The sequence below is a fragment of the Pantoea phytostimulans genome (assembly GCF_046118715.1).
Taxonomy (GTDB): Bacteria; Pseudomonadota; Gammaproteobacteria; order Enterobacterales; family Enterobacteriaceae; genus Pantoea; species Pantoea phytostimulans.
The window spans coordinates 188,451-213,642 of sequence record NZ_CP173699.1 but is presented as its reverse complement, the minus strand read 5'-3'; the positions used below and the strand labels follow the sequence as shown (position 1 = coordinate 213,642).

Genomic DNA, 25,192 nt, shown 5'->3' with positions numbered 1-25,192 from the left:
TTTCCTTCACTCTTTTATCGTTAATCCGGCAAAAAAACCCGCCGCGAGCGGCAGGTTAATGACATCCGTGTTCCGGGGTATCAGTTATACAGCACGGTGAAGTCAGCAGCGGCGTTCGCCGAGCCTTCCGTCACGGTGGCAGCCGTTGACTGATACTTGGCGAAATAGGTCAGGGTGGTGTCGGCTGCGGTGCTCAGCGGATAGGTTTTAGACTTGGACGCCAGCGGAATAGCCGTGGTGCTGTCATCTTCGAACAGGGCAATGGCCACGTTTTTAGCGGTAGAGGCCGGGCTCAGCGCCAGCAGGTTGCTGTTTACAGGATCAGCCGGGCCGCCGAAGCTTACTGCGGCGGTGGTTGCCGCGGCCGGACAGGCGCTCAGCACCACGGTGATTTTGCCGCTACCTGAGGTAGAGCCGGCCGCGCCGAAGTCGCTGGTACCGACGTTACCGAGGGCAACGGTCTGGGCTTGAGACGCGGCGTCGATGGTACAGGAAGCCGACGTCACGCTGCCGGTGAAGTCGATAGTGCCGCTTGCTGCGTTTGCCGCAGAAGCGAAAGCGGCACCTGCCAGGATGGCCAGTGCGATAATGTTCTTGTTCATGGTGTTGCTCTCCATGCCCGACTGTGAGGAGTCCAGGCTGTTTAATGAGGTGTGCTAAGTGAATCAATCGCCGGCAGAGAAATGTCCGTTCGCTCAGCTGCCGGGCTGAAAACATGATGCAGGGTTTCCCGGGAAACATTAATCAGCCCGGTCTTCTTGTCGCGTAGGAAACGGATGATACGTGGCAGGGATAATTTGCCGGGGGTCAGCGTGGTGGGTTCAGAAAAGGTCTCGTGAAGGGCCATAAGGCCCGTCGGGCATGGTGACTCACGTCGTCGTACTTGTGAAACACACTCTATCGATTTTCTCCTCAATCGTTTTTTAGGGAATGATCACTCTTTCATTAGTTAAGGATCTTTAACGCCAACGGCACAATGCTTTCATCAGGACGCGTTTGGGGAATTTTTCCGGCTACGCGCATGCCCAGCACAATGCACAGCATCAATGAAGCTGTGGCATCCGCATTCAACTCCGCGTTGATTGATCCATCCTGCTGACCTTGCTGAATTAGAAGCTGGATATTATTTAGATTACGCATCAGTGCTTCGCTGACTGCGTCAGCAAGATCTTTATCAAGTGTTTGCAGTTCAACAGCACTACCTGCAACCAGACAACCGCGCTGCCCTTCTATATCTCGCACCGATTCAACATAAAAAACCAATAGCGCTTCCAGACGTGATAAACCTGTTTCGCACGTTGCCAGTCGGCTACGTAGATCGCTGTTGCGCAGCGACAGATAGCGGGAAAAGACTTGTGTAAATAGCTGATTTTTATCGCTGAAAGCTTTGTAGATGCTGCCAGTGGTAAGCTGCATCGCTTTACTGAGATCGCTCATGGATGTGGCATGAAAGCCTTTCTCACGGAACACCAGCATGGCGCTATCCAGCACCGCTTCCAACTGGAATTCACGAGGCCGTCCCCGATCTTTGAGAGTCGTTGGGTCACGCATCAATTTACCTTATTTAGGAAACAATCATTTCCCATAAGCTAAAGGAAAACCATGATGATGTGAAGCCTGAGAGTAGCGACAATAAAGATTCTGCTCTCCTCAATTTTGATTATTCGACATGATGCGCAGCGTATCGGTGAGGGAAGACGGTAATATTTGCCCGTGCGTTTGACCTGGATAACGTGACAGATGCAAATCTCCACCTTTGTGTTCAAGTATCTGCATTAATTGGCCCTCTTCGTGCTTGAGATCACTCGAGTGGCCTTTACGTTGTTCGGTCACGCCATCACCTTCCATCAAATAAAGCGATTTGTGCTGCAAGCGCGCCGGATCACTTTCTTTAGCCAACGCGATAATGCGTTGGTTTGCCCAACCTAATGATGGCGCAGCAGCAAAGTAGTTGTGAAACCATGTTGTGTTGTAATAGGAATCAAGCACAAACAGGCCACCGAAGGAGTGTCCCCAAATACCGCGTTTAAGAGGATTGCTGGGGGCTCGCTTTTCGACATACGGCACGATTTCATTTAAAAGAAGCTGACGAAACTCAGCGCTTCCGCCGCCCTTTCTGCCTCGCATCCGCTGATCTTGTTCAAGATTTTCGCCTGCCGGTGTGTAGTCAAAACTGCGCGCGGCCACGTCAAAAGGGAGATTGGTGTCGTAGCCTACCGCCACCAGCACGGGCGGCGCTTCGCTGCTCATCTGTTTTAACATCGGCTCGGATAAGCGCGCCATTACCGCGTTGCCATCTAGCATATACAGAACCGGATAACCTGCTGCGGGAGCGGCTTTTTTAGGAATGCCAATCCAGACTTTATAGCGACGCTCGCCATCAGCAGAGGTGAAGAAATGCGTCTGAAATTGATAATAAGTTGACCCCATGTCAGCGATATTTTCGCCCAGCGGCTTGAGCTCAGGCCGGGCTAACAAAGATGTCGAAGGAAGTAACACCACCAGCGCTAACAGCAAAGATGAGTAGATTGAGCGCAGAGAAAAGAATGCGTTAAACATGAGATCGAGTGCCTGAAATTATTAACTATTATTTAACTTTCATGCATCCTGGCATAATTTTCCCCGCGACAAAATCCCGAGTTCAGTGTGGGAATTAGGGTACGCCAAAGTAACGTAATAGAGCCGTCATCACTGCAGCGCTGATAATAATCGTAATCAGCGGGGCTTTGCGCCAGGCGAGAAAAACGGCAAACAGAACGCCAAGTACGCGCGCCATTCCGGCAAAATGTTGTCCTTCGAATAGCGTGCTGGTGGCGGCAACGGCTAACAATAATACCGTTGCAGCATCAGCCAGCAGGCTTTGAGTACGCTCGGTTATGGCTAAGCGATTGCCCAACTTCACGCCCGCAAAACGGATTAAATACGTCCCAACCGCCAGCAATGCAATTCCGGCGATGATCAAGCCGTGCTGATTCATTTGCGTGATCTCCAGGCGAGCAAGCCCAATAACGAAAACAGTACCGGCATGCCTGCGGGAACAAATGGCGTGGCGGCAAGCGATAACACTGCCCCTACTGAAGCCGGAAGCCGGGTACGGCGTTGACGCAATGCCGGAAAGATCAACGCAATCAGAATGGTGGGAAATACGGCATCCAGGCCGATGGTGGAGATGTCAGGAATGAACTGACCAATGGCGGCTCCGGTCATTACGCTGATCGGCCAGATTAACCCAATACCTATGCCGCAGATCCAAAATGCTGCTCGCCGCTGTTCAGGCTGAGACTGAGAAATGCCAAATACTACGCTTTCATCATTCATAATATGGCAGCCGAGCAGACCACGAGAACCGCGTCCTACCAAATCTTTAACCGCGATGCCAAACGGTAAATGGCGTGCATTAACCAGAAGCCCTGCCGCTGCCGCAGTAAGGGGACTCCCGCCGCTTGCGACGATACCAATAAACAAAAACTCTGACGCTCCCGCCAGTACCAAGGTAGAGAGCGCAAGGGGAACCCAAAGCGGAAACCCATCGGCAGTTGCCAGCGAGCCGTAACTCAAGCCAACAATCCCATCAGCAATACAGACCAGGAAAATAGCTTTTACGACGCCTTTTCCCACTATCTCTTTTTGCGGCAACATAATAATTTCATCTCATAACGAACGATTTATCCATTATAATGAACCTGGGTAAATAGCATTACAAGACGAACGTTACGTTCGATTTATCAAACAGGAGTAAACGTGACGACGCCCATTAGCATCATTGCCAACGGTTTAATCCGTGAGCGTCAGCGTGCAGGCTTATCGCTGGCAGAAGTCGCTCGTCGAGCCGGAATTGCGAAATCTACACTTTCTCAACTGGAAGCAGGCAATGGTAATCCCAGCATTGAAACGTTATGGTCGCTTTGCGTAGCGTTGAATATCCCCTTCGCCCGCTTGATGGAACCTGAAGCGAATCGGATGCAGGTGATTCGCCGTGGCGAAGGGCCGACCGTGATGGCTGAACATGCAGATTATCAGGCCGTTTTATTAGCAACTTGCCCACCCGGTGCGCGACGCGATATCTATCTGCTGCATATCCAACCTGGTTCTGAACGCCAGTCTCAGCCGCATCCACCGAATACGGTTGAGCATTTGATTCTGACGCAAGGACGAGCTTTAGTTGGCCCCATTGATTCGCCGGTTGAACTGGAAGTGGGTGATTACATCAGCTATCCGGGTGATGAGGCACATATCTTCCGCGCGCTGGAGCCCGATACCTTAGCGGTACTGGTGATGGAACACATTTAAAATACAGAGCCACCTTGCGATGGCCTTTCAAATGCCGACGTCCTGACGTTTATTCACTTTTTAAGAATGCCGACGGCCGGATCGGCTTTCCGCCTGGTTTGACAAGACCGATGCCTGAAAGATCCAAGCGTTCGTGATTTAGCTGTGTGACCTTTGTTACAGCGTTGGGTTGACGTGAAACCCGGCATCGTTGATCTTAATTTTCTCACTTCAGGGCTGCTGGCTTACATGCAGATGAGCCAGCCTCACTGTTTTCTTCTCGGGAGGTGTTCAACGATGCCACAGCGTATTGCTGTTATTGGTGCAGGCGTACTGGGATTATCCGTGGCGCGTTCACTGGCTATTCAAGGTGCTCAGGTTACGGTATTTGATAAAAGCTTACCCGGCAGTGGAACCAGCCAGATTAGCTATGCATGGATCAACGCTAACGGCAAAAGCCCGCAAAGCTATCACCATCTCAATGCCAGCGCGATTGACGAACACAAACGGCTACAACATGAAAGCGGCTCGAACGCGCCGTGGCTTCTCGAAACCGGAACCTGGGAGTGGGCAGCTGATGCTTTCACCCTTAAACAATTAGAATTGCGGGCAGAAAAGCTTGCCGCGCTGAAGTACCCTTTTCGCGTAGTGGATCGTCATAGCCTGTTGCAAGCTTTACCTGAAATACAACTCGATCCGCGCATTCAACAAGCCTGGCATTTCTCGTCTGAATGTTTGATCTATCCCAGTTTGTTCGTTGCACGGTTATTGGCTGATTTGCGCGAAAAAAACGTAGAGGTATGCGTCAACCGCGAAGTCATCACCCTGGATGAAACCGAAGAAAATGTAACGTTGACGCTGTCTGACGGCCAAGAATGGCAAGGTGATCACCTTGTTTTAGCTACCGGACGATGGTCATCGGAATTAATTGGGCAACTGGGACTTGAACTGGGTATGACGGATGCGAATCGTGCGGATAAAACCGCCTGCAGCTTTCTCGCACACACTAATCCGCTCCCCATCCAACTCAATAGCAATATCATCACCCCAGAACTTAACGTGCGACCCGATGGGGGCGGCCGATTGATGCTTCAGGCGCTGGATTTGGACCACCACGCCGATCCTGCCCGGCCAGCTGATGTGAATGGCATGATTGGCGTTGAAATGTTGCGGCGTTTACGTCGTCTGTTTACCAATGCGCAAGGTGCCCGAATAGAGCGAATTGAAGTGGGTCAGCGCTCACGTCCTGCGGATGGCTTGCCTGCTCTGGGTTTTGTCACTTCAGCTCAACGTGTTTATCTGATGGCGACCCACAGCGGTATGACACTTGCACCGCTTTTAGGTCGTTTAGTGGCTGAAGAAATAATCGCCGGCGCTCGTTCAGATATGCTTACTGATTTCGCGCCGGACAGATTATTGCGTCCACGCAGTGAAACAAAGGGATCGGCTGCGCCAGCTTATTTACCCGCAGCGCAGTAATCCGTTAGCGGCGATTTTTCCATACAGTCTGGATGTTGCAGAACTCATGCACGCCGAAATGCGACAGTTCACGACCGTATCCACTTTTCTTTACGCCACCAATTGTTACGCGAGGATCAGAGGCACCGTTGCCATTGATAAATACCGCGCCAACTTCCAAATGCTGCGTCATGTGATCGGCAATGTCATCATTGCTGGTCCAAACTGTTGCACTCAATCCAAACTCGCTGTCGTTAGCGATTTGTAAGGCATGCTCTGGATCGCGAGCCACCGCAATCGCAGCGACTGGCCCGAATAACTCCTGCTTGAAGGCTGTCATTTCCGTGGTGACGTCAGACAAGATGGTTGGCGCGTAATAGTTTCCCTGCCCTTCCAGCTTTGATCCCCCTAACACCAGACGAGCACCCTCACGGATCGTTGCCTGCACTTGCTCATTCAGTTCGTCACGTAAATCAGCACGCGCCATAGGACCCAGGAAAGTTTTTTCATCCAAAGGGTCGCCCAACGTTAATGCTTTTACGGCATCGGTAAAACGTGATTCAAATGCTTCAGCAATGGATGCTTCGACAATAAACCGTTTAGCCGCCATACAGACTTGCCCGGTATTCTGATATCGACCAATGACCGCCGAATTCACCGCTTCATCTAAGTCAGCATCCGCTAATACGATAAAAGGATCTGATCCACCCAGCTCAAGCACTGTTTTCTTTAATGCCGCGCCAGCTTGCGATGCAATTGCTGCACCTGCACGTACGCTGCCTGTTACAGCAACAGCGGCAATACGGTCGTCTTTAATTGCAGCCGATACGCCGTCGTTATCGACATTGATGAGATTGAAACCGCCTTTTGGAAGATCGGTCGCATCAAACAGCTCAGACATCAACGTAGCGCTTCCCATGACGTTAGGTGCATGTTTTAGCATGTAGGTATTACCCGCTAACAACATGCTCACAGCGCCGCGTAGAACCTGCCAGAATGGGAAGTTCCATGGCATGACGGCAAGGATGACGCCGATTGGGCGAAATGTCTGCCACGCATCAGGAACGTGAGTGGGTTGATCGGCCAACATTGCTGGCCCATGTTCTGCATACCAGTCGCACAAATTGGCGCACTTAAGCACTTCTGCGCGCGCTTGTGTGATGGGTTTCCCCATTTCTAATGTTACGCTGCGTGCAAGCTCATTTTCACGTTGGCGAATTTGCTGTGCCAATTGACGTAATACCGCAACGCGGGTTTCCATGCTGCTGTGTCGCCATTGAGAATAAGCCTGAGCGCTGGTATTTAATGCTTGCTCTAATTCAGCCGCATTTTGCATAGGGTAACGTGCAAGGATCTCACCGGTAGTGGGATTACGAGAGATAGCAAAATCAGTCATGGTGCCTCGTTATTTATTTAATCAGTACATGACGATAACCATACGCCGCAGATGTGTTGATGAAAAATGAATAATAGTGAGCAAGTTGTTTATAAATCGTGAACCAAGCGAAATCCCTTTACGCTAATGTTGGTCTGGAAAAGATCTTTATTTATCTGAGATAAAGCCGGATGAAAGGTTAGGATTTCCAACGTTATCCACTTATACAGTGAGTAGATCCTAAATAACGATCATAAAGAGATCCTATATAGATCCTAAGAGATCCCCGATCGTCGCAGGCCGCATGGGACAAGGGCTGAGAAGGTGATCGCGTTCACTGTAATCAGTAAAGTGTTCACTATAATCAGTACTTTATTCACTGTGCACAGTAGAATGTTCACTGTAATCAGTGCTAATGTTCACTGTAATCAGAAAGCGATCCCTTTCATCCACAGAATGAAGATCTCAGGCTATGGCAGATAAAGAGAGTGAAAACAAAGCGTTACTAGAACCTTTTCTGTCGGTAACCAAAAACAGTGGTGAAGTTATACAACTTCATCCCAACAAGAATAATACTGTCCAACCTGTTGCTTTAATGCGACTTGGTTTGTTTGTTCCGACGCTGAAATCCACAGCGCGCGGCAAATCTGGCGCAATGGCCTCCACCGACGCGACTAAAGAGTTAAAAAATCTGTCACTGGTGAAAGCTGAAGGGTATGAAAAGATTACCATTACCGGCGCTCGACTGGATATGGATAACGATTTTAAAACCTGGGCCGGCATCATTCAGTCATTTTCACGTTATCCCACTAAAGGCGATACCGTAACGCTACCATTTATTGATTTTGTTAAGATGTGTGGTATCCCCTCGGCTAACTCTTCAGCGGCTTTACGTAAGCGCCTTGATGCTTCTCTGCGTCGTATTGCGACCAATACTTTATCTTTTGAAGGTAACGGCAAGGCGTATCATACTCACCTTGTTCAATCAGCTTATTACGATCGTGAAAAAGATATCGTGAGGATTCAAGCGGATCCTAAGCTATTTGAGCTCTATAACTTCGACCACAAGGTCTTACTGCAACTTAGGGCCATCTCACGTCTTAAGCGTAAAGAGTCCGCCCAGGCGCTCTATACGTTTCTTGAGAGCTTGCCAACGAACCCGGCTCCCATTTCACTTGCACGTTTGCGTATGCGTCTTAATTTAGGCTCAAAAACCACAACGCAAAACCATGTAGTACGTCGTGCAATGGAGCAGCTCAAAGAGATTGGCTACCTCGATTATTCTGAGGTTAAGCGTGGTCGTTCTGTGTTTTTTATTATCCATAGCAGAACACCAAAGCTTGATGGCATTAGCAACTTAGAAAGCATAGATGCACTTGATGACATCGAGTTCGAAGAGTAACCCTGCCCTTCACTGTAATCAGTAAAACCCGCGTGGCACTGTCACTTTTGTGCAAAAAGTGACAGTGCATCTTTCCGGTTCGTTTACTGTAATCAGTGATTCTCAATGTTCACTGTAATCAGTTACGTTCACTGTATTCAGTATTTTCATGATGCCTGCTTTTTTTACGTTTTCCTTTCTAAAGAATACTAACACTGTTAATTCAATGAATTACGAGTTAGCAAGTACCAGCATTATTTATGACGAGATTCATGATGAGCACTGCAACCCGCTTACTACTGATTACAGTGAACAGCCGACGTGTTTAAAGGCACAGTTTTACTCTTTCTGATTACAGTGAATATTTCTTTGCAGACATTGCGCTGATTATAGTGAATGTAGTTAACTTAAATTATTGAATATTAAGTGTATTTAATAAAAATAAAGAAGCGAATAGGTATTTTAGCTGCATTTAGCTCGGGTGTTCACTGTATTCAGTGACAAAAGTGACAGGGTGAGCCGTTAACTGCTTATAGTGAATGTTTTAAGCGTTTTTTACTGATTACAGTGAACGTTGCCTCGGTTTTACTGATTACAGTGAATGTCTTGCCTGGTATCTGTAAGTCAGCCATTCAGCTTTAATCACTCAACGCCTCAAAATAGAGGACGACAACAGCTGATTACAGTGAATCTTTGATGTGAGGTTTGATGCAGTATGTTGGCTGCTGAAAACGTAAAAGCGGACTTATCGCGTTAACCGCCCTGTTATTCAAACCCTGCATTTTACTGAATACAGTGAATGTTAAACGGTGCCTGGTTCGAGAGCGCACGCAAAACCTGAAGATCTTTCTGTTACGCTTGTATCGACGACTCTGAATACAGTGAATATGTGGCTAAGAAACATCCTTCTGATCCTGTTTGCCCCTATTCTACTGATTACAGTGAATGTTGAGATCGGTAAACCCGGTTCGGATCCTACTGATTATAGTGAATGCTTCAGGGTTTTACGGGCAGTTTTGCTGATTACAGTGAACGTTTATGGCTGTCCTCCAACAAAATCTACTGATTACAGTGAATGTTCATAACAAGCATGAGCTCTGTTTATTCTGATTACAGTGAATGTTGGGCGGGTTTTTGGCGGCTGTATGAGATGGGATGTTTCGATCAAAGTGTTGCTACTGATTATAGTGAATGTTTACTTCGCTCTCTTTTCTGCTTACGCAGGGTGATTCTTTACTGACGTTACGTCGCACGCTAATGCTCTTACTTCGTTACTTCACTGACTACAGTGAACGATCCAATGTCTTTGCCCTCTCCTGTTGTTTAAAAATTCCTGGCGTGCTGATTACAGTGAACGTTTTAGCTGATTACAGTGAATGTTTAGCTTTTACTCATTACAGTGAACACCTCAACTATCTTGTCGCGTGCTTTTACTGAATACAGTGAATCTTTGTCTGTAAATGTCATCGAAACTTGCCTGGCGACGCTCAGTAGTCACATTTCAAACGCGTTTAAACCCACTAGTTAACTTCCACTGAATACAGTGGATGAGCATAACACGCTGTTTAAAAAGCGTTCAGGCCCATACTTTAGCAGTCATCGTATGACGTAAAACCACTATTTTACGTTAAAAGTGTTATCACTTAACATTTCTTCTTTTGTGATTATTAATTGCCTCATGAGCAGGATTTCGGTATAAAGTCACAAATCCTACATGTGTGGAACAAGTATGGCTAACGATGATAAGCAGGTCATGAAGGTCGCTCAGCGTTCAGAACGGATGCTGTTAAGCCTTACGGAACAAATTCAGGCACAAAAACAAGAGTTACACGAAAATACCTATTATCAGGTTTATGCAAAAGCGGCTCTTGCCAAGCTCCCTAAATTAACGCGTGCAAGTGTGGATTACGCGGTTAACGAAATGGAAGAAAGTGGTTATCAATTCGACAAACGTGCCGCCGGCTCCTCGGTAAAATATGCGATGTCGATTCAAAATATTATCGATATTTATCACCATCGTGGCGTTCCAAAGTATCGCGATCGTCATTCTGATGCTTACACTTTGTTTGTCGGTAATCTCAAAGGTGGCGTATCAAAAACAGTTTCTACTGTCTCTTTGGCACATGCTCTGCGCGCCCATCCTCACCTTCTGTTTGAAGACTTACGTATTCTTGTCATTGACCTCGATCCACAATCCTCGGCCACTATGTTTTTGAATCATGAACGTTCAGTAGGCTTGGTAGAAGCCACTGCTGCTCAGGCTATGCTGCAAAACGTAAGTCGAGATGAACTGGTTAATGAATTTATTGTTCCTTCAATAATTCCTGGCGTGCATGTATTGCCTGCGTCGATTGATGATGCATTCATCGCTTCTCGCTGGGATGAACTGTGTTCCGAACATTTGCCGGGACAGAACATCCATTCTGTTTTATACGATAACGTTATTGCTAAATTGACCAAGGATTACGACTTCATCTTTATAGACAGTGGTCCTCATCTGGATGCATTTCTTAAAAATGCCATTGCAGCCTCTGATTTGTTGATGACGCCGGTGCCTCCTGCACAAGTTGATTTTCATTCGACACTTAAATACCTCACGCGTCTGCCGGAGCTGATTGGCATTATTGAAGAATCGGGTGCGACTTGTCGTCTCCAGGGAAACATCGGTTTTATGTCCAAGCTTTCTAACAAAGCTGACCACAAGCTTTGTCACAGCCTGGCAAAAGAGATTTTCGGCGGTGATATGTTAGATGCTGCCCTTCCCCGCCTCGATGGATTTGAGCGTTGTGGAGAATCTTTTGACACTGTTATCTCGGCTAATCCTTCAACGTATGTTGGAAGCAGTGAAGCATTAAAAAATGCCCGATCTGCGGCAGAGGATTTTGCTAAAGCCGTGTTTGACCGTATTGAATTTATCCGCCTGAACTGAGGTTTCTATGAGCGCAAAAAGAATCACTATTGGCCGAACCTTCAGCCAGACTCCTTTGGAAACAGAGGACACGTCAGAGACACATGCACAAACGTTTGTTCTTTCGACAGGAAAACGCGCATTGTTTCGTTCAGAGCGCATTCCTGCTAACGAAGTTGAAGATAAAACGTTTGTGGTAATGGAAACCAATGGGCGTGATCAGGCGGGATTAACACCTGACTCTTTGCGAGACATTATTCGCACAATTAAACTTCAGCAGTTCTTTCCTGCTATTGGCGTGATGCAAGGCGGGAAGATTGAGATCCTTGATGGGTCTCGTCGTCGTGCAGCTGCAATACATTGCAGAACCGGTCTTGAGGTTTTAGTTACCGACGCCGAAATCACTGCTGATGAAGCCCGTAAGCTGGCACAGGATATTCAAACGGCTCGCGAACACAATCTGCGTGAAGTCGGTATGCGCTTACTGGCGTTGAAGGATGGCGGACTTTCTCAAAAGGAAATTGCAGAAAATCAGGGTTTATCCCAGGCAAAAGTCACGCGTGCATTACAGGCTGCCAGTGTGCCCTCCGATTTAATAGCACTTTTCCCAAACCATTCAGAACTGACTTATCCCGACTACAAAGCGTTGCTTCAAGCCGCAGATAAGTTGAATGAAACGGGTCAGTCTGTTGAGACGTTAATTGATAATATCTCAATGGAGATTGATGTTGTCTGTTCTCGTGAAGGCCTGGCAGAAGATGAAGTGAAAAATCATATCTTGCGATTGATTCGGAATGCCAGCCAGACATTAGTTAAAGAACCTGAAAAAGATAAAACGACATCAACAAGCTTGTGGCCATTTGCTGACAAAGATCGGTTTGCACGAAAAAAAACGCGTGGTCGAATGTTTAGCTACGAGTTTAACCGGCAGTCAAAAGATTTGCAGGAAGAGCTGGACAAAGTTATCTCTGAAACATTGAAAAAGTATTTAGCGAATTAAAAGGTGATTTTAAGTGAAAAGGCCTGAAGGGATTTCCTTCAGGACTTTTCTGTATTAGGCGTTTAAGTTTATTTTCTTTATATCCCATTCAAAGGCAGTCCTTCACGTTAGCCCCAATTTCATCAGGAATTTCAGGCTGAAATCGCCAGTTTTATTGTCATTATTTCACTGTTCTTAATAATAAATTCAATAGCTTGCATAATTTACCACAGTGAAATTTCGCTAGCATTCTTTGGGGTGGTTTTTCATTGCAAAGCATAATGTCTACTAGCGCAATGTGGTAAACACGGCATAGGTTTAATCATGACCATCCGACTATTTTTGGCGATTTCAGCCTGAAATCGCCAAAAGTTTCGATAACTGGGCTACAGAGAAAAGAATTAAATGCACGATAGAATGAACCATTGAGACATCAATCTACCCTATCGCAATGATGTTTAACTGACAGAGAAACGTTAAGGCGAGCCCGGGCACTAAATTTGACTAATACGCTAGCCAGTAGGAATAAGTCTGCATCTAACCTACGAAAAACAGGCAGCAGGCAGGATAATCAATGAATATCCAACATACTTAGCACGGTAACGATTTGTATTAATAATTGAAATGAAACCTCAAGTTGCTTCTGTCAGGATACGGCGAAAAGATGCCTTGCAAAGGTGACAATCCCTTATGAAGTGGTTTTCGAAAAGTGCGGTTTTATTCTCAAGTAAAACCTGTCTTGCCGCATTTTTAGCGTTTTATGTCGCATTGGAATTGAATCTGGACAAACCGGCCTGGTCCTTAACAACCGTCTATGTTGCCTCACAACTCTATTCAGCCTCTACCGTATCGAAATCGATTTTTCGATTTTTGGGTACGTTGCTGGGTGGACTCTTTATTCTGCTTATCTATCCTGCAACCGTGCTGGATCCCATGTTGTTTAGCTTCTGTATTTCTTTATGGGTGGCAACCTGTTTGTATCTTTCGCTGCATGATCGTACGCCTAAAAGTTACGTTTTCATGCTGGCCGGTTATAGTGCCGCCATCATGGGTTTCCCGGATGTTACGTCACCAGATGCTATTACCTACACAGTGATATCACGCATTGAAGAGATTACTGTCGCCATTGTCTGCAGCAGTTTGGTCCATCGACTCATTTTCCCTGTTTCAATGGGTAGCGTGCTTGAGCGAAGCGTAAAGGATTGGTATCAGAACGCCAAAAAGCTTTGTATCCAGATGGTCGTTACACAGCCACAAGAAAAATCGGTTGAGCGCGAAGCGATCCTGATTCAAATGGCTAACTATCCGCTTAATGTCGAAACCTTGATCACGCACTGTGTTTATGAAGGTAACGCAGCGCGTCGTTTAATTCGTTTGGTCAGCGTACAGTATCAACATTTGACCTATATGATCCCAACGCTGACCGCCATTGAAGCTCGCCTCAGTCAGCTTTCTGAACTGAATATTGCTTTTCCTGATTATATTGCTGACGCGTTTAGCCATTTTTTGATGTGGCTAAATGAAGAAGAAAACCCTGAAAAGACACATCTTTTAAAAGATGAATTTGAAACTGTTCAACGAAAGCTGAAAAGCGATTGGCAATATCAAAAATTAAGCAGTGAGGAGAGTATCTTACTCAATGGTTTGATTGAAAGGCTGGGTAACTTTGTCCGTATCGCTAATGCTTATCAGACTGTAGACGAGCGTGTAAACGAACTCACACCCGACGCCAAAGCAGGTAAAGTTGCTCGTAAACACAAACATGTCGACAAAGGTATGTTGCTGCTCTCTTCCTTTACCGCCTTTTTTGCGACTTTCGCTTCATGCCTGTTTTGGATTGGCAGCGGTTGGGTTGATGGCGCTACCGCACCTATGATGGCAGCGGTGCTTTGTTCATTTTTTGCTGCTATGGATAGCCCAATAGCGCCAATGAGGTTGTTTTTAAAAGGCGTTGTTTTCGCAATCGTCATTAGCATCCTTTACTGTTGTGTACTGATCCCAGAAGCGCTGACCTTTGAAGCCTTAGTCATTTGTCTCGCGCCGGGGTTAATCGCGCTTGGATTAGTGATTGCTAACCCTGCTACCAATCTGATTGGCTTAATCATCGCTACGCAAATTCCTGGATTTATTGGTATGAGCCACCACTTCAAGCCGGATTTACTGCTTGTAGTGAATGCCGCGCTTTCAACACTGGTAGGAATTGCATTTGCAGTGGTGATTACAGCAATGATTCGTAACAAACGGCCTTCGTGGACAGCAAAGCGTGCGGTGAGAAAAGGGGTGCTTGAGCTTTTACAATTTATATCGGCCATGAAGTTAGGTCACGCAACGATGCTAATGCGTCAGCAATATGTAGCGCGCATGCTGGATAAGGTAAATATTATTCTGCCGCGTAAACGCCTTGATCCCGATCCACTATTAACTTCAGGCAGCAATTTGATCACTGAGGCTTGGCTCGGTGCTAACTGCTATGACTTCTTTGTAAAATATCGGGAAGTGATAAATGAGCAGAACATCACCCTTGATCCTTTTTTCCATGAACTTAGTCTGTTCCTAAAGCAGCGACTCAAATCTCTGCAAATCCAACCACACGGTGAATTACTGCAGGAACTCAACCGTATGTTGCTAACATTAGAGAGGGCGTCACACGCTGCGCCTCAGCTTTATCAACCCTTGTTTCATTTATTCAATGTACGACTGGCATTGTTTCCACAAGAACGGTGGCCAGTAGCGGCTTAGGTCACAACGGATAAAAATCAGTAATAAAAGAGCCCATCACGCGCGTAATGGGCTCTTTTTTGATGCCCGCCTTTAGCCAGACAACAATATACGCTTCAGAAACTAGATGTAGCCCAGTAATAAAAACCACAGATAATTCAGTGGTAATAAAATTAGCGCACTGACGATTGCCACTAGCAGACATAACTTCACACCATCACGTACGGGCACTTTTCCCAAAGCAATCGCGACAACAATCGGTGATGCCTGATAAGGCAATAATGGCGTGGCATAAGCAAAGACCTTGATCATGACCACTGTAGTCAGCGAAAAGCCGGAAGCATCAGCGAATTGCTGCGCCATCGGGGTAAACATCGCCGGAACACCATTAGCCGTGACGACAAAGTTCAGTGCGCTAGTCAGCGCATTCAACGATATAAAGCTGATAAAAGGTGAATCCGGTGCCAAGGGGGTAATAGCAAGTAAACCATTGGCAATGGCCTCACCTAAACCAGAGTCGACCACAACAGTGGTAACACCGAGAATGGCGGCGACATAAAGGCAGGTGCGAAAATTAACGCCGTTGGCAAACTCATTGCCATCAATGAAGCCTACTTTCGGCAGCAGACAAATACAGGCAGCCGCTAAGCCAATCCAGGCTGGCGAAATACCATGCCAGCCATCGGTGATCCAGAGTAATAAAGTCAGAGCGGTAATAAACATTAAGCGCCATTCAGCTGCCGTAAATGCAGACGTATCGGGGCGTGTGATCCGGTGAACAGGCTTCGCGGGAAACAGGTAAATAATAGCTGTTGTCAGCAATATGATAGTGACTGCGACAACGAAGGTCATAAGTCACGTGTATCATTCCCATTCCTTGAAAAGCAAGCCACAGATTAAGTGATAATGATTATCACTAACAAGTTAAGTGAGTAACTGTTTTATCTTCTGGTATTTGCAGTACCTTGAATGTCTCAACGTAGTGATGAATAAACCGCTGACGCTGACGCATTTTCAATAACCTTTATCTCTGTTTAGCTGGGAAAAATAAACTTTCAGCAGACGTTCCTGCGAACCCCCGATTCGTTAAATACCGTCTACACTCTTTGACCTTAATGGTAAAAATGTTTCATTTTCATTCCGTATGAAATTTAACCATCTGGATATTTAACTTTTTGATTACAGGGATTATATGAGTACGAAAACGCCGGTTTCTTCCGAGAAGGATGAAACTACAATTGCTGATACCGTCCGTCAGCGCATTTTTTTAGTGGTACTTGTTGCCACTATGGGCGCGCTGGCTTTTGGCTATGACACGGGAATTATTTCAGGCGCACTGCCTTACATGACTTCACCTCCCGATCAAGGAGGATTAGGTCTCAATTCGTTCACTGAAGGTTTAGTGGCTTCGTCGCTGGTATTTGGCGCAGCCATTGGTTCTTTTCTGAGTGGTTTTTTCTCCGACCGCTTCGGGCGTCGTATTACCCTGCGCAGCCTCGCTGTTTTGTTCGTGCTGGGTTCACTGGGCACCGCGTTGGCTCCTAGCGTTCCAGTCATGGTCGCGATGCGATTCTTGCTGGGTATTGCAGTCGGCGGTGGTTCATCAACGGTGCCGGTGTTTATTGCTGAGATTGCAGGGCCGAGATTACGCGCACCGCTGGTGAGTCGTAATGAGTTGATGATCGTGACGGGCCAGCTTATTGCTTACGTTGCCAGCACATTGCTCAGCTATTTACTGCACGATGAACTCCTTTGGCGCTACATGCTAGCCATTGCGATGGTGCCAGGATTGCTGCTGTTTATCGGGACCTTCTTTGTTCCCGCTTCGCCACACTGGTTGGTAGCAGAAGGACGGCTGAAAGAAGCGAAAAAGATATTGAAGTATCTGCGTGAAACGCCGCGTGAAGTTCGCCACGAAATGGCGGAGATGAAGAGGCAAGCCAAAGCTGCGGAACATGGCCCAAGTGCGATGACACTCATTCGTGAGAAGTGGGTGATCAGATTAATGATTATTGGCGCGGGGCTAGGTTTCGTTATTCAGTTTACTGGCGTTAACGGCTTCATGTATTACACACCGATTATTTTGAAATCAACCGGCATGGGCACCAGTGCCTCTATTGCAGCTACTATCGGTAATGGTGTGGTCTCAGTGATAGCGTCGATTGCGGGTATCTGGGCAGTCAGCCGTTTTGCACGTCGTAAGATGCTGATTACCGGCCTGAGTTTTGTTATTACTGCTCAGATCTTGTTAGGCGCTGTGTTGACATTTTTACCGTCGAATCTCACGCAAAGCTATCTCGCATTAGCCTGCATTTTAATGTTTCTATTCTTTATGCAGATGTTCGTTGCGCCGGTTTATTGGCTGCTCATGTCGGAATTATTCCCGATGCAGCTTCGCGGCGTATTAACGGGTGCAGCCGTATCACTTCAGTGGATCTTTAACGCTGTGGTTGCGTTTGGTTTCCCACCCGTAATGGAATACGCGGGCAGCACGACCTTCTTTATTTTTGCCGTGATCAATGTCGGCTCACTCTTCTTTGTCGTGTCGATGCTGCCAGAGACGCGCGGTAAAAGTCTGGAAGAGATCGAGGCACACATGAAAGAGAAGTTTGGCGAAAAAAGTCAAACTGCTGACGCAAACTAACCCCCCTCTGGCAGGCTGTAATTCACGCAGCCTGCCTGCTCTTATCAAATAAAGTCCTGCAAATTTAAAGCGTAACGGAAGCCATCGATTATTCATCTACGCATGCGAGAGTTCAAAATGCTGTCTATGCTGATAAGCGTTAAGGATTTTTCAGGAGAAATCGATGAAGTTTTTCTATTTTATTTCGCTTATCGCTTCTGCCGGTTATCTATTGGCTTTCCTGCCTAAGTTAAGAACACAGCGTGAACCCGTAGCGTATTGGGGATGCTGGACATATCTTGCCGCAAACGCCATTTTTTGGGCGATATATGGCATACGCTACTATTTATAAGGTGAGGATGAGCAAATGCCTCCCCAGACCCCACTGGAGATAAAATATGTCAGAGAACAAACGCGATCTAATGCCCTATATGCTGATTTATTGTGAGCCGCGTCTGCTCATGCAGAATATTGATGGGCACGTAATAGATATCGGCAGTGCAAGCAAAGAGACGGGGGTGTTTCACTGGCAGCTTGATGGTAATGATGAAAAGGGTGATCAAGCTGAATCAGTTGAAGCGATGCTAAAAGATATTGAGCAGCATCTAAGCTTCTTGTTCGTTGATGGACAGTTTACAAGCTTACCGGACGTGAGTGCTGATTACAGTGAACAGCTTGAATCCGCGCCTTCGCGCCAAATACAGCTTCACGAGCTAAACGATAGCGATGAAGATTCAGTGCGTTAAAGCCGAACTCAATACAGCTTCAAGCCCAGCGCATACTGATAACCTCTTCATCACGCGTTTATCGCTCGCAAAGAGGTTCACCAAATAGAAACAGCACTCGTTAGTCGTTACATGCCCGTTCTACCGAAGCCCGCAACCTGCGGGTTTCGCTGTTTTGGTCAACCTTTCCCCATTTCGTTTAGCTTTTCCATCGCCTCTGCGGGGAGTTCAAGGTGTCTGCTCGCCAGATTTTCCTGCAAATGCTGTGGCGATGACGTACCCGGTATCAATAAAATATTGGGCGATCGACGCAGCAACCACGCCAGCGCGATCTGCATCGTGGTGGCATTTAAATAGGCAGCAACCTGTTCCAGCTGTGATGATTGCAATGGTGAGAAGCCGCCTAATGGGAAAAACGGAACATAGGCGATACCTTGCTCAGCCAGACTATCGATCAGCGCATCGTCCTGACGATTCGCCAGGTTATACATATTTTGTACGCAGACAATCGGCGTCATTTTTTGCGCATCGGCAACCTGTTTTGCTGTGACGTTACTCAGACCAATATGACGAATAAGCCCACGCGATTTCAGCGCCATCAACGCCTCCAGCTGGGGTTCAAGCGATCCCTCTTTAGGCTGGTGAACATCCAGCATACTTCGCAGATTAACCACCTCCATCGTCTCTAAGCCAAGGTGGCGTAAGTTATCTTCCACTGCACGCGTTAAAGCATCAGGTGTGAATGCCGGCAGCCAACCGCCTTTGTTATCGCGTAGCGCGCCAACTTTAGTAACGATGCAAAGATCGTCAGGATAAGGATATAACGCCTTTTTGATCAGCTTATTGGTTTCATGCGGGCCGTAAAAATCGCTGGTATCGATATGGTTCACATCGGCTGCAATTGCGTTTTGCAGCACTTCCGTGGCGCGCGCTTCATCTTTAACCGGGCCAAACACGCCGGGGCCAGCTAATTGCATTGCGCCATAACCTAAGCGATTAACGTCGCGGTCGCCGAGGCGATAAGTCAGTTTGGGTTGGAACATGGAAACCTCCTGATGGAATGTCGTTTAATTGTATCGGGAGAATGGCTGTGCAACTATTCGGGTAAATCAAGACATACTGTACGGAGTTACGCACAATGCCACTCGATATTGCACTGCTTCACGCTGTAGTTGAAGTCGCTAAGGCTGGTGGTTTCCGGGAAGCAGCACGCGTTACGGGCAGTAATGCGTCACGACTTAGCGATGCAGTAAGACGTGCCGAACAGCAACTTGGCATTCGTTTGTTTCACCGCACAACACGCACAGTGGTGTTAACGGAAGCGGGCAGGGCGTTGATGGTGCGTTTATTGCCAGCAATGAGTGAAGTCGACGCGGCGCTTGATGCGCTCAATGATTACCGTAATACACCGGGCGGCACGCTACGGCTCAATGTCCCGGTAAGCGCTTCGCGTTTAGTTTTACCGGCTCTTGTGCCGGAATTCCTGCAACGCTTCCCGGATATCCAGCTTGAAATCATCGCTGAAAGTAACGTTCAGGATGTTTTCCGTGATGGTTGTGATGCCGGTATTCGTTATGAAGAACGGCTGGAACAGGATGTGGTGATAGTTCCGATTGGCGCGCGTCGACAACGTTTTGCCGCCGCGGCTTCACCTGATTATCTGAATCGGCATGGGCGACCTCAGCATCCACGAGATTTAATACAGCATCGCTGCCTGCGCGGACGTTACGCCAGCGGTGTTATGCCAGACTGGGAATTTGAGCGTGATGGCGAAAGCCTTCGCGTTAAGGTCAGTGGCCCGCTGGTAGTCAGCGTGGGGGGTGCGGTGGATTTAGCGGTTGAAACAGCGATAGCCGGCGGTGGCATTCTCTATCTGTTTGAAGACTGGCTTAAGCCCGCATTGGAAAGCAACCAGCTGGAAGCCATTTTACAACCCTGGTGGTTGGAATTTTCAGGCCCTTATCTTTACTACAATGACCGTCGATTGATCCCGGCGCCACTGCAAGCTTTTATCAATTTTGTGCGCGAGAAGAACCTTAACCTTCCCAGCTGAACCCGTTTGGTACGCGGGAAAATCCTGCCGCACGCAATGCGGCTAATTGCGGTGAAAGGCCCGCGGGTTCGCCATCGACAGTTTCCAGCGTAAAACGAAGCTGTTTATCGCGTTTTAATGCGGTTCCTAGCGCACTGATCGCGAGCGAAAGAGGCTGACTCTCTGTTGCAAAAGTTAACAGATCTTTCCCACCTTGCGGCAGGTAAAGCTGCAGTTCGCCACCCGCAATAACCACAAATGCACCGTTGCGCCGGGTGGGGCGTGTTCCGCTAACGTGCATTGGCCAATTAAGCGTTGCGCCAAAAGGATTCGCGGGATCCATTGCAGCCAGCGCGGCAGTAGCACGCTCGTTAAACGGCGTTTTCGCCAGCTCACGTAATCGCTCAATCGTGAGGTTGTCAGCAAATTGCGCGCCGCCTAAGCCCTCTACAAAGCGCCCCCGTAACAGTCGTCCGGCATCTTCAAATCCGCGTAAAACAGGCTGTAAGGCCGGGAATCCGCCGGGAATCTGTTCCGAAACCGCGCTACCACGTGTAATGACGCCATAGCGATCAAGCATATTTTCAACTAATGCCAGCGCCAGTGTCGTGGGTTGCAGCGTTTCTCTTTTTATCAATGACCAGCGCCCTGCGATTGAATTCGCGGGAGGGCTTCTTCGTTCTGGCGATTTCAGGCTGAAATTGTGCATACGCCGACTACGTAATGCGCGCGCAGGACGTGAACGCGACACAGAAGGTGAGCTGATAAGCGCGCGTACGGGAATCCAGGTATCGGTAGTGATATAGCCCATCCATGCCAGTTCCCACAGCGCTGCGTAAATCTGCTCTGGACCGACATGTTCATTCGTTTCCATCCGCAACAATATTTCGCGGCCAAACCATGCTCCCCCTTCAGACAGCATATGAACAATACTTTGTTGTAGCGGCGCGAGTTCTGACTGCTGAACGGAAGCAGGCAGTGTTTCGGCAGCATACTCAGCCAGGTGCAGGGAAATCAGGCCATCGTTGTAACTCAGCGATTTATGACCACACCAAATGACTTCCCCGTTAGCGAGCAGCTCGTCGAGCATTGCAGGCTGATAATCGCGAACGCGTGCACGCAGGATTTGCGATTCCCATAATGAAGCGGGTAGCGCAACGCCCGCAAGTTGCTCAATCACACGCGCGACACCGTTAACCCCCTCGTAAGCACCGTGAGAAAAAGCAGCGTGATCGGCACCAAACTGGGCGGCTGCTTGATTGATCAGTCCATGACGTTCAAGCAGCATTGTGACCCAAGCTGAATGCGCGACCGGTTGCGTCGCTTCTCGGGCCGATCGCAACGATCGCAGACGCAGCCGTTTAAAAATCTCTTCTGCGACCCATTGCTGTGAGTCATCACGCTGCAAGCCAAAGTCACCTTTCCGTACTTTCGCCTGTTCAGACAAGCGCTCCAGTTCCTCGTCTACTACCGCAACACCCAAGCCAAAACGTTCTGCAATTTCGCGGGTGGTAAAGAGGGCGTGCGTTCGCGCATAGCGATTAATCAGATCGCGAAGTGGCTTTCCGAGCGGCTGGAGAAAAGCCACAGGAATGCCCGCAGGTAATGCCGTGCCGATTGCATCACGTAAGCGAGCGGCATCTTCTATCGCTGCCCAACGTGATCGATCAGCGATTATTACGTTGATAACACGCTGCGCCTCTTCGAGACTTTTAAGGGAGGCAGCGGCTTCATCAATATCTTCAGAGGTGAAGCGCGCCTCAATTTCAGCCAGTGATAACGGCCCCAATTCGCGTAACAGATCGGCGATACCTTCTTTGCCGCTGACTTTATACGCCTTAGCGGTACGTTGTAGTTCCTGTTCAACGCGTTCAATAACCGAAGAGGCAAGCAGTTCGCGCATATCTGCCTTGCCTAATAATTCTCCGAGCAAGTTACTGTCAAGCGAGAGTAATGAAGCATGGCGTTCAGCTAAAGGCGCATCGCCTGCATACATGAACTCTGCAACATAACCAAACAGCAGCGGTGCGGCAAAAGGTGAGGGCGTGTCAGTGGTTACATCGACAAACCTGATCTTCCCGCGCTGCACTTTTTCCATGAGATGATGCAGTGCGGCAAGATCATAAACGTCTTGTAAGCATTCCCGCGCAGTCTCGATAAGAATGGGAAAGTCATCGTGTTCACGTGCCACCTGCAGCAGTCGACCTGCGCGCAGCCGTTGCTGCCAGAGTGGAGAACGTTTACCAGGATTACGTCTGGGCAATAGCAACGCGCGGGAAGCACATTCGCGAAAACGTGCTGCAAACAGTGCCGAACTGCCGACGCTTGTTGTGACTATGCGCTGCAAGAGGTCAGGTTCAAATACGAACAGCTCGACGCCAGGTACACGACCTTCGCTGTCCGGGAAGCAGGCAATGATGCCGTCATCACTGGCAACCACAGAAGGATCAATGCCCATTTGACGCCGAATCCGTTCTGCAATCGCCAGTGCCCAAGGCGCATGTACGCGTTGTCCCCATGGCGAATGTAAAATAACGCGCCAGTCACCGCTTTCATCGCGGCAACGTTCAATAATTAATGTTTGATCAGTAGGCAATACGCCAGTGCTCTCGCGCTGTTCAGCGAGTAATGAAAGCGTATTGCGCACCGCATTTTCATTTAAACCCACAGCGCTGAGCGCCTTTTCAGCCTCCGCTGGGTGATGTAAAAGGGCGTTTTCCATCTGGCGTAAAAAAGTGCCAATCCTTTCCCCTAATACGGCGGAACGCCTCAAACCTTCCCCATGCCAGAACGGCAACCGTGCAGAGCGGCCCGGCGCGGGAAACACGATGACCTGATCGTGGGTGATCTGTTGAATACGCCACGAGGTTGCCCCTAACGTGATGATGTCGTTAACCCGCGACTCGTAAACCATCTCTTCATCCAACTCACCCACGCGGCGTGATCCTGACTGCTCTTCGCCTTCGGGTAACACCACGCTGAACATACCGCGATCGGGAATGGTGCCGCCACTGGTGACCGCTAAGTGTTGCGCACCGGGTCGAGGAGATAATATGCCGCTTTCACGATCCCACACTAAGCGTGGGCGGAACTGCGCAAATTCGTCAGAAGGATATTTACCGGCCAACATATCAAGCGTGGCATCAAACACATTGCGTGGCAGAGTACGAAAAGGATCGGCTCTGCGCACCAAAGCAAACCACGCATCTATGTGAAGTGAATCCATTGCCACAGCTGCCAGCGTTTGTTGCGCCAGAATATCCAAAGGATTATTGGGCGGTTCGATAGGATCCAGCTGGCCTTCAAGCATCGCTTTTACGGTAACGGCGGCATCCACTACATCACGTCGGGTACGCGGAAAGATAATGCCAGAAGAGATTCCCCCAACTTGATGTCCGGCACGGCCAACGCGTTGTAGCGCACTAGCCACCGAGAAAGGCGCACCGACCTGAATCACTAAATCAACCGGTCCCATATCGATGCCAAGCTCAAGACTTGATGTTGCTACTACGCAGCGCAATTCTCCGGCCTTTAGCGCAGCTTCAATTTCGCTGCGCTGTTCTTTGGAAACTGAACCATGATGCGAACGGGCGATTAATGCCGTTGCGCCATCAGCACGCTTTTCTGTTCCACCCGCAAAGGAGTCGTAATGCTGAGGCGCTTGCAAAGGCGGCGGACTGTTAAGCTGAGAGGCATAGCGTTCATTCAGTCGTGCCGTTAACTTTTCAGCCAGACCGCGTGAATTAGCGAAAATCAGCGTCGACCGGTGAGACATTACCTGTTCTAAAATTTGTGTTTCGATGTGTGGCCAAATGGATCGTGACGTTGACGTGGTTTCTGAAGGTTGCTCGGATCTGCCAGCGATATCTGTCATATCTTCAACGGGTACGACAATTTTCATCTCTAAGGTGCGTTCGGAAGCAGGATTAACGATGAGTGTCTCTTGTGCGCCACCAAGAAAGTGGGCTACGCGATCCTCCGGCTTAACCGTTGCTGACAATCCGATGCGTTGTGCCGGTGAGGGCAGCAATTGATCGAGGCGTTCCAGACTCAGCGCTAGCTGAGAACCGCGTTTCGAACCGGCCACCGCGTGCACTTCATCAATGATGACTGTGGTTACGCCGCGCAACGTGTTTCTGGCTTGCGAAGTCAGCATTAAAAACAGCGATTCCGGTGTCGTGATCAAAATGTCGGGCGGGCGACGCAGCAACTTTGCGCGATCGCCCGCTGGCGTATCGCCGGAACGCATACCGACATTAAGCAAGGTTTCGGGATCACCTAAAGCGCGACGTTCCGCATAAACGCCCTCCAGCGGCAAGCTTAAATTACGTCGTACATCTGCCGCCAACGCTTTAACGGGAGAAATGTACAAAATGCGCGTCGTTGTTTCCCGCACGCGCTTATCTTGCCCGGCACGCTCTTGAAACAGGAGATCAATCGCTTTCATGAACGCTGCAAGTGTCTTGCCAGAACCGGTGGGCGCAATCACCAGACAATGTTTACCGGTTGCGATCGCCTTCCATGCTGCCTGTTGTACGGGCGTGGGTGCGGTAAAAGCGGCGGCGAACCATCTTTGTGTGGCGGGTGTAAAAGCATGAAGCGCATCGCTGGAAATGACAGATTTTGGCATGACATACACACATTTAGCGGCTGGTGGCTTTGAACCCCGAGTGCTTAATGAAAGTATCGAGGTCGGGTTAAGACGTTTAATTGTATGCATAAAT

At 48.4% G+C, this 25,192-nt stretch carries 19 protein-coding genes; 10 read left to right on the top strand and 9 right to left on the bottom strand.

The features are described 5' to 3' along the window. Nucleotides 1–80 precede the first annotated feature (80 nt). The 5 genes from ACF2G4_RS19485 to ACF2G4_RS19465 form a co-directional block, all read right to left on the bottom strand. Nucleotides 81–602 carry a fimbrial protein gene (locus ACF2G4_RS19485; protein WP_332626933.1) on the bottom strand — a complete coding sequence of 174 codons (522 nt, stop codon included), beginning with the start codon at nt 600–602 and terminating at the stop codon, nt 81–83. Between the two features lie 343 nt (nt 603–945). Beyond that, nucleotides 946–1,551 (bottom strand): TetR/AcrR family transcriptional regulator, encoded by a 606-nt coding sequence (locus ACF2G4_RS19480; protein ID WP_215848532.1) that lies wholly within the window; start codon nt 1,549–1,551, stop codon nt 946–948. Nucleotides 1,552–1,650: 99 nt separating this feature from the next. Next, nucleotides 1,651–2,559, bottom strand: coding sequence for an alpha/beta hydrolase (locus ACF2G4_RS19475; RefSeq protein ID WP_409076205.1), 909 nt, complete (start codon nt 2,557–2,559; stop codon nt 1,651–1,653). A gap of 94 nt (nt 2,560–2,653) precedes the next feature. Further along, nucleotides 2,654–2,977, bottom strand: a complete 324-nt coding sequence (locus tag ACF2G4_RS19470; protein ID WP_215848530.1) for an AzlD domain-containing protein — start codon at nt 2,975–2,977, stop codon at nt 2,654–2,656. Next, nucleotides 2,974–3,639 carry an AzlC family ABC transporter permease gene (locus ACF2G4_RS19465; protein ID WP_409076204.1) on the bottom strand — a complete coding sequence of 222 codons (666 nt, stop codon included), beginning with the start codon at nt 3,637–3,639 and terminating at the stop codon, nt 2,974–2,976. The genes ACF2G4_RS19470 and ACF2G4_RS19465 overlap by 4 nt, the downstream gene beginning before the upstream one ends. 102 nt (nt 3,640–3,741) lie before the next feature. On the opposite strand from ACF2G4_RS19465, the gene ACF2G4_RS19460 reads away from it, so the two are divergent. Continuing rightward, nucleotides 3,742–4,290, top strand: coding sequence for a helix-turn-helix domain-containing protein (locus ACF2G4_RS19460; protein WP_409076203.1), 549 nt, complete (start codon nt 3,742–3,744; stop codon nt 4,288–4,290). A gap of 276 nt (nt 4,291–4,566) precedes the next feature. Beyond that, nucleotides 4,567–5,748 (top strand): NAD(P)/FAD-dependent oxidoreductase, encoded by a 1,182-nt coding sequence (locus ACF2G4_RS19455; protein ID WP_409076202.1) that lies wholly within the window; start codon nt 4,567–4,569, stop codon nt 5,746–5,748. Nucleotides 5,749–5,752: 4 nt separating this feature from the next. On the opposite strand, the gene ACF2G4_RS19450 is transcribed toward ACF2G4_RS19455, so the two are convergent. After that, a complete protein-coding gene (locus ACF2G4_RS19450) occupies nt 5,753–7,123 on the bottom strand; it encodes an aldehyde dehydrogenase family protein (protein ID WP_409076201.1) in 1,371 nt (456 codons plus the stop codon). A gap of 451 nt (nt 7,124–7,574) precedes the next feature. Between ACF2G4_RS19450 and ACF2G4_RS19445 the strand changes: the two genes are divergently transcribed. The 4 genes from ACF2G4_RS19445 to ACF2G4_RS19430 all read left to right on the top strand — a co-directional run bounded on the left by ACF2G4_RS19445 (nt 7,575) and on the right by ACF2G4_RS19430 (nt 15,109). Further along, entirely contained in the window at nt 7,575–8,504 is a 930-nt protein-coding gene (locus ACF2G4_RS19445; RefSeq protein WP_215848526.1) for a RepB family plasmid replication initiator protein, read from the top strand. Between the two features lie 1,708 nt (nt 8,505–10,212). Continuing rightward, nucleotides 10,213–11,412, top strand: coding sequence for an AAA family ATPase (locus tag ACF2G4_RS19440; protein ID WP_409076200.1), 1,200 nt, complete (start codon nt 10,213–10,215; stop codon nt 11,410–11,412). Nucleotides 11,413–11,419: 7 nt separating this feature from the next. Beyond that, nucleotides 11,420–12,391 carry a ParB family protein gene (locus ACF2G4_RS19435; protein WP_409076199.1) on the top strand — a complete coding sequence of 324 codons (972 nt, stop codon included), beginning with the start codon at nt 11,420–11,422 and terminating at the stop codon, nt 12,389–12,391. A gap of 669 nt (nt 12,392–13,060) precedes the next feature. Beyond that, nucleotides 13,061–15,109, top strand: coding sequence for an FUSC family protein (locus tag ACF2G4_RS19430; RefSeq protein WP_409076198.1), 2,049 nt, complete (start codon nt 13,061–13,063; stop codon nt 15,107–15,109). Nucleotides 15,110–15,211: 102 nt separating this feature from the next. Here ACF2G4_RS19430 and ACF2G4_RS19425 read toward each other — a convergent pair whose 3' ends face one another. Next, a complete protein-coding gene (locus ACF2G4_RS19425) occupies nt 15,212–15,940 on the bottom strand; it encodes an SLC13 family permease (protein WP_409076197.1) in 729 nt (242 codons plus the stop codon). Between the two features lie 340 nt (nt 15,941–16,280). Between ACF2G4_RS19425 and ACF2G4_RS19420 the strand changes: the two genes are divergently transcribed. The 3 genes from ACF2G4_RS19420 to ACF2G4_RS19410 all read left to right on the top strand — a co-directional run bounded on the left by ACF2G4_RS19420 (nt 16,281) and on the right by ACF2G4_RS19410 (nt 18,457). Next, nucleotides 16,281–17,732, top strand: a complete 1,452-nt coding sequence (locus ACF2G4_RS19420) for a sugar porter family MFS transporter (protein ID WP_409076196.1) — start codon at nt 16,281–16,283, stop codon at nt 17,730–17,732. A 163-nt stretch (nt 17,733–17,895) separates the two neighbouring features. Then, a complete protein-coding gene (locus tag ACF2G4_RS19415; RefSeq protein ID WP_215848520.1) occupies nt 17,896–18,063 on the top strand; it encodes a hypothetical protein in 168 nt (55 codons plus the stop codon). Nucleotides 18,064–18,109: 46 nt separating this feature from the next. After that, entirely contained in the window at nt 18,110–18,457 is a 348-nt protein-coding gene (locus ACF2G4_RS19410) for a hypothetical protein (protein ID WP_215848519.1), read from the top strand. Nucleotides 18,458–18,615: 158 nt separating this feature from the next. On the opposite strand, the gene ACF2G4_RS19405 is transcribed toward ACF2G4_RS19410, so the two are convergent. Next, a complete protein-coding gene (locus ACF2G4_RS19405; RefSeq protein WP_409076195.1) occupies nt 18,616–19,479 on the bottom strand; it encodes an oxidoreductase in 864 nt (287 codons plus the stop codon). Nucleotides 19,480–19,574: 95 nt separating this feature from the next. Here ACF2G4_RS19405 and ACF2G4_RS19400 point away from each other — a divergent pair, with 95 nt between their 5' ends. Continuing rightward, nucleotides 19,575–20,489 (top strand): LysR family transcriptional regulator, encoded by a 915-nt coding sequence (locus ACF2G4_RS19400; RefSeq protein ID WP_243079291.1) that lies wholly within the window; start codon nt 19,575–19,577, stop codon nt 20,487–20,489. On the opposite strand, the gene ACF2G4_RS19395 is transcribed toward ACF2G4_RS19400, so the two are convergent. Then, nucleotides 20,473–25,098: an ATP-dependent helicase gene (locus tag ACF2G4_RS19395; protein ID WP_409076194.1), complete on the bottom strand. Its 4,626-nt coding sequence runs from the start codon at nt 25,096–25,098 to the stop codon at nt 20,473–20,475. The genes ACF2G4_RS19400 and ACF2G4_RS19395 overlap by 17 nt on opposite strands. Between the last annotated feature and the right edge of the window lie 94 nt (nt 25,099–25,192).

Coding starts and splice junctions, on each gene's coding strand:
- ACF2G4_RS19450 (WP_409076201.1), bottom strand. CDS start 7,123: ATGACTGATTTTGCTATCTCTCGTAATCCCACTACCGGTGAGATCCTT.
- ACF2G4_RS19485 (WP_332626933.1), bottom strand. CDS start 602: ATGAACAAGAACATTATCGCACTGGCCATCCTGGCAGGTGCCGCTTTC.
- ACF2G4_RS19410 (WP_215848519.1), top strand. CDS start 18,110: ATGTCAGAGAACAAACGCGATCTAATGCCCTATATGCTGATTTATTGT.
- ACF2G4_RS19455 (WP_409076202.1), top strand. CDS start 4,567: ATGCCACAGCGTATTGCTGTTATTGGTGCAGGCGTACTGGGATTATCC.
- ACF2G4_RS19480 (WP_215848532.1), bottom strand. CDS start 1,551: ATGCGTGACCCAACGACTCTCAAAGATCGGGGACGGCCTCGTGAATTC.
- ACF2G4_RS19470 (WP_215848530.1), bottom strand. CDS start 2,977: ATGAATCAGCACGGCTTGATCATCGCCGGAATTGCATTGCTGGCGGTT.
- ACF2G4_RS19415 (WP_215848520.1), top strand. CDS start 17,896: ATGAAGTTTTTCTATTTTATTTCGCTTATCGCTTCTGCCGGTTATCTA.
- ACF2G4_RS19395 (WP_409076194.1), bottom strand. CDS start 25,098: ATGCCAAAATCTGTCATTTCCAGCGATGCGCTTCATGCTTTTACACCC.
- ACF2G4_RS19400 (WP_243079291.1), top strand. CDS start 19,575: ATGCCACTCGATATTGCACTGCTTCACGCTGTAGTTGAAGTCGCTAAG.
- ACF2G4_RS19405 (WP_409076195.1), bottom strand. CDS start 19,479: ATGTTCCAACCCAAACTGACTTATCGCCTCGGCGACCGCGACGTTAAT.
- ACF2G4_RS19445 (WP_215848526.1), top strand. CDS start 7,575: ATGGCAGATAAAGAGAGTGAAAACAAAGCGTTACTAGAACCTTTTCTG.
- ACF2G4_RS19475 (WP_409076205.1), bottom strand. CDS start 2,559: ATGTTTAACGCATTCTTTTCTCTGCGCTCAATCTACTCATCTTTGCTG.
- ACF2G4_RS19435 (WP_409076199.1), top strand. CDS start 11,420: ATGAGCGCAAAAAGAATCACTATTGGCCGAACCTTCAGCCAGACTCCT.
- ACF2G4_RS19440 (WP_409076200.1), top strand. CDS start 10,213: ATGGCTAACGATGATAAGCAGGTCATGAAGGTCGCTCAGCGTTCAGAA.
- ACF2G4_RS19430 (WP_409076198.1), top strand. CDS start 13,061: ATGAAGTGGTTTTCGAAAAGTGCGGTTTTATTCTCAAGTAAAACCTGT.
- ACF2G4_RS19425 (WP_409076197.1), bottom strand. CDS start 15,940: ATGACCTTCGTTGTCGCAGTCACTATCATATTGCTGACAACAGCTATT.
- ACF2G4_RS19420 (WP_409076196.1), top strand. CDS start 16,281: ATGAGTACGAAAACGCCGGTTTCTTCCGAGAAGGATGAAACTACAATT.
- ACF2G4_RS19465 (WP_409076204.1), bottom strand. CDS start 3,639: ATGTTGCCGCAAAAAGAGATAGTGGGAAAAGGCGTCGTAAAAGCTATT.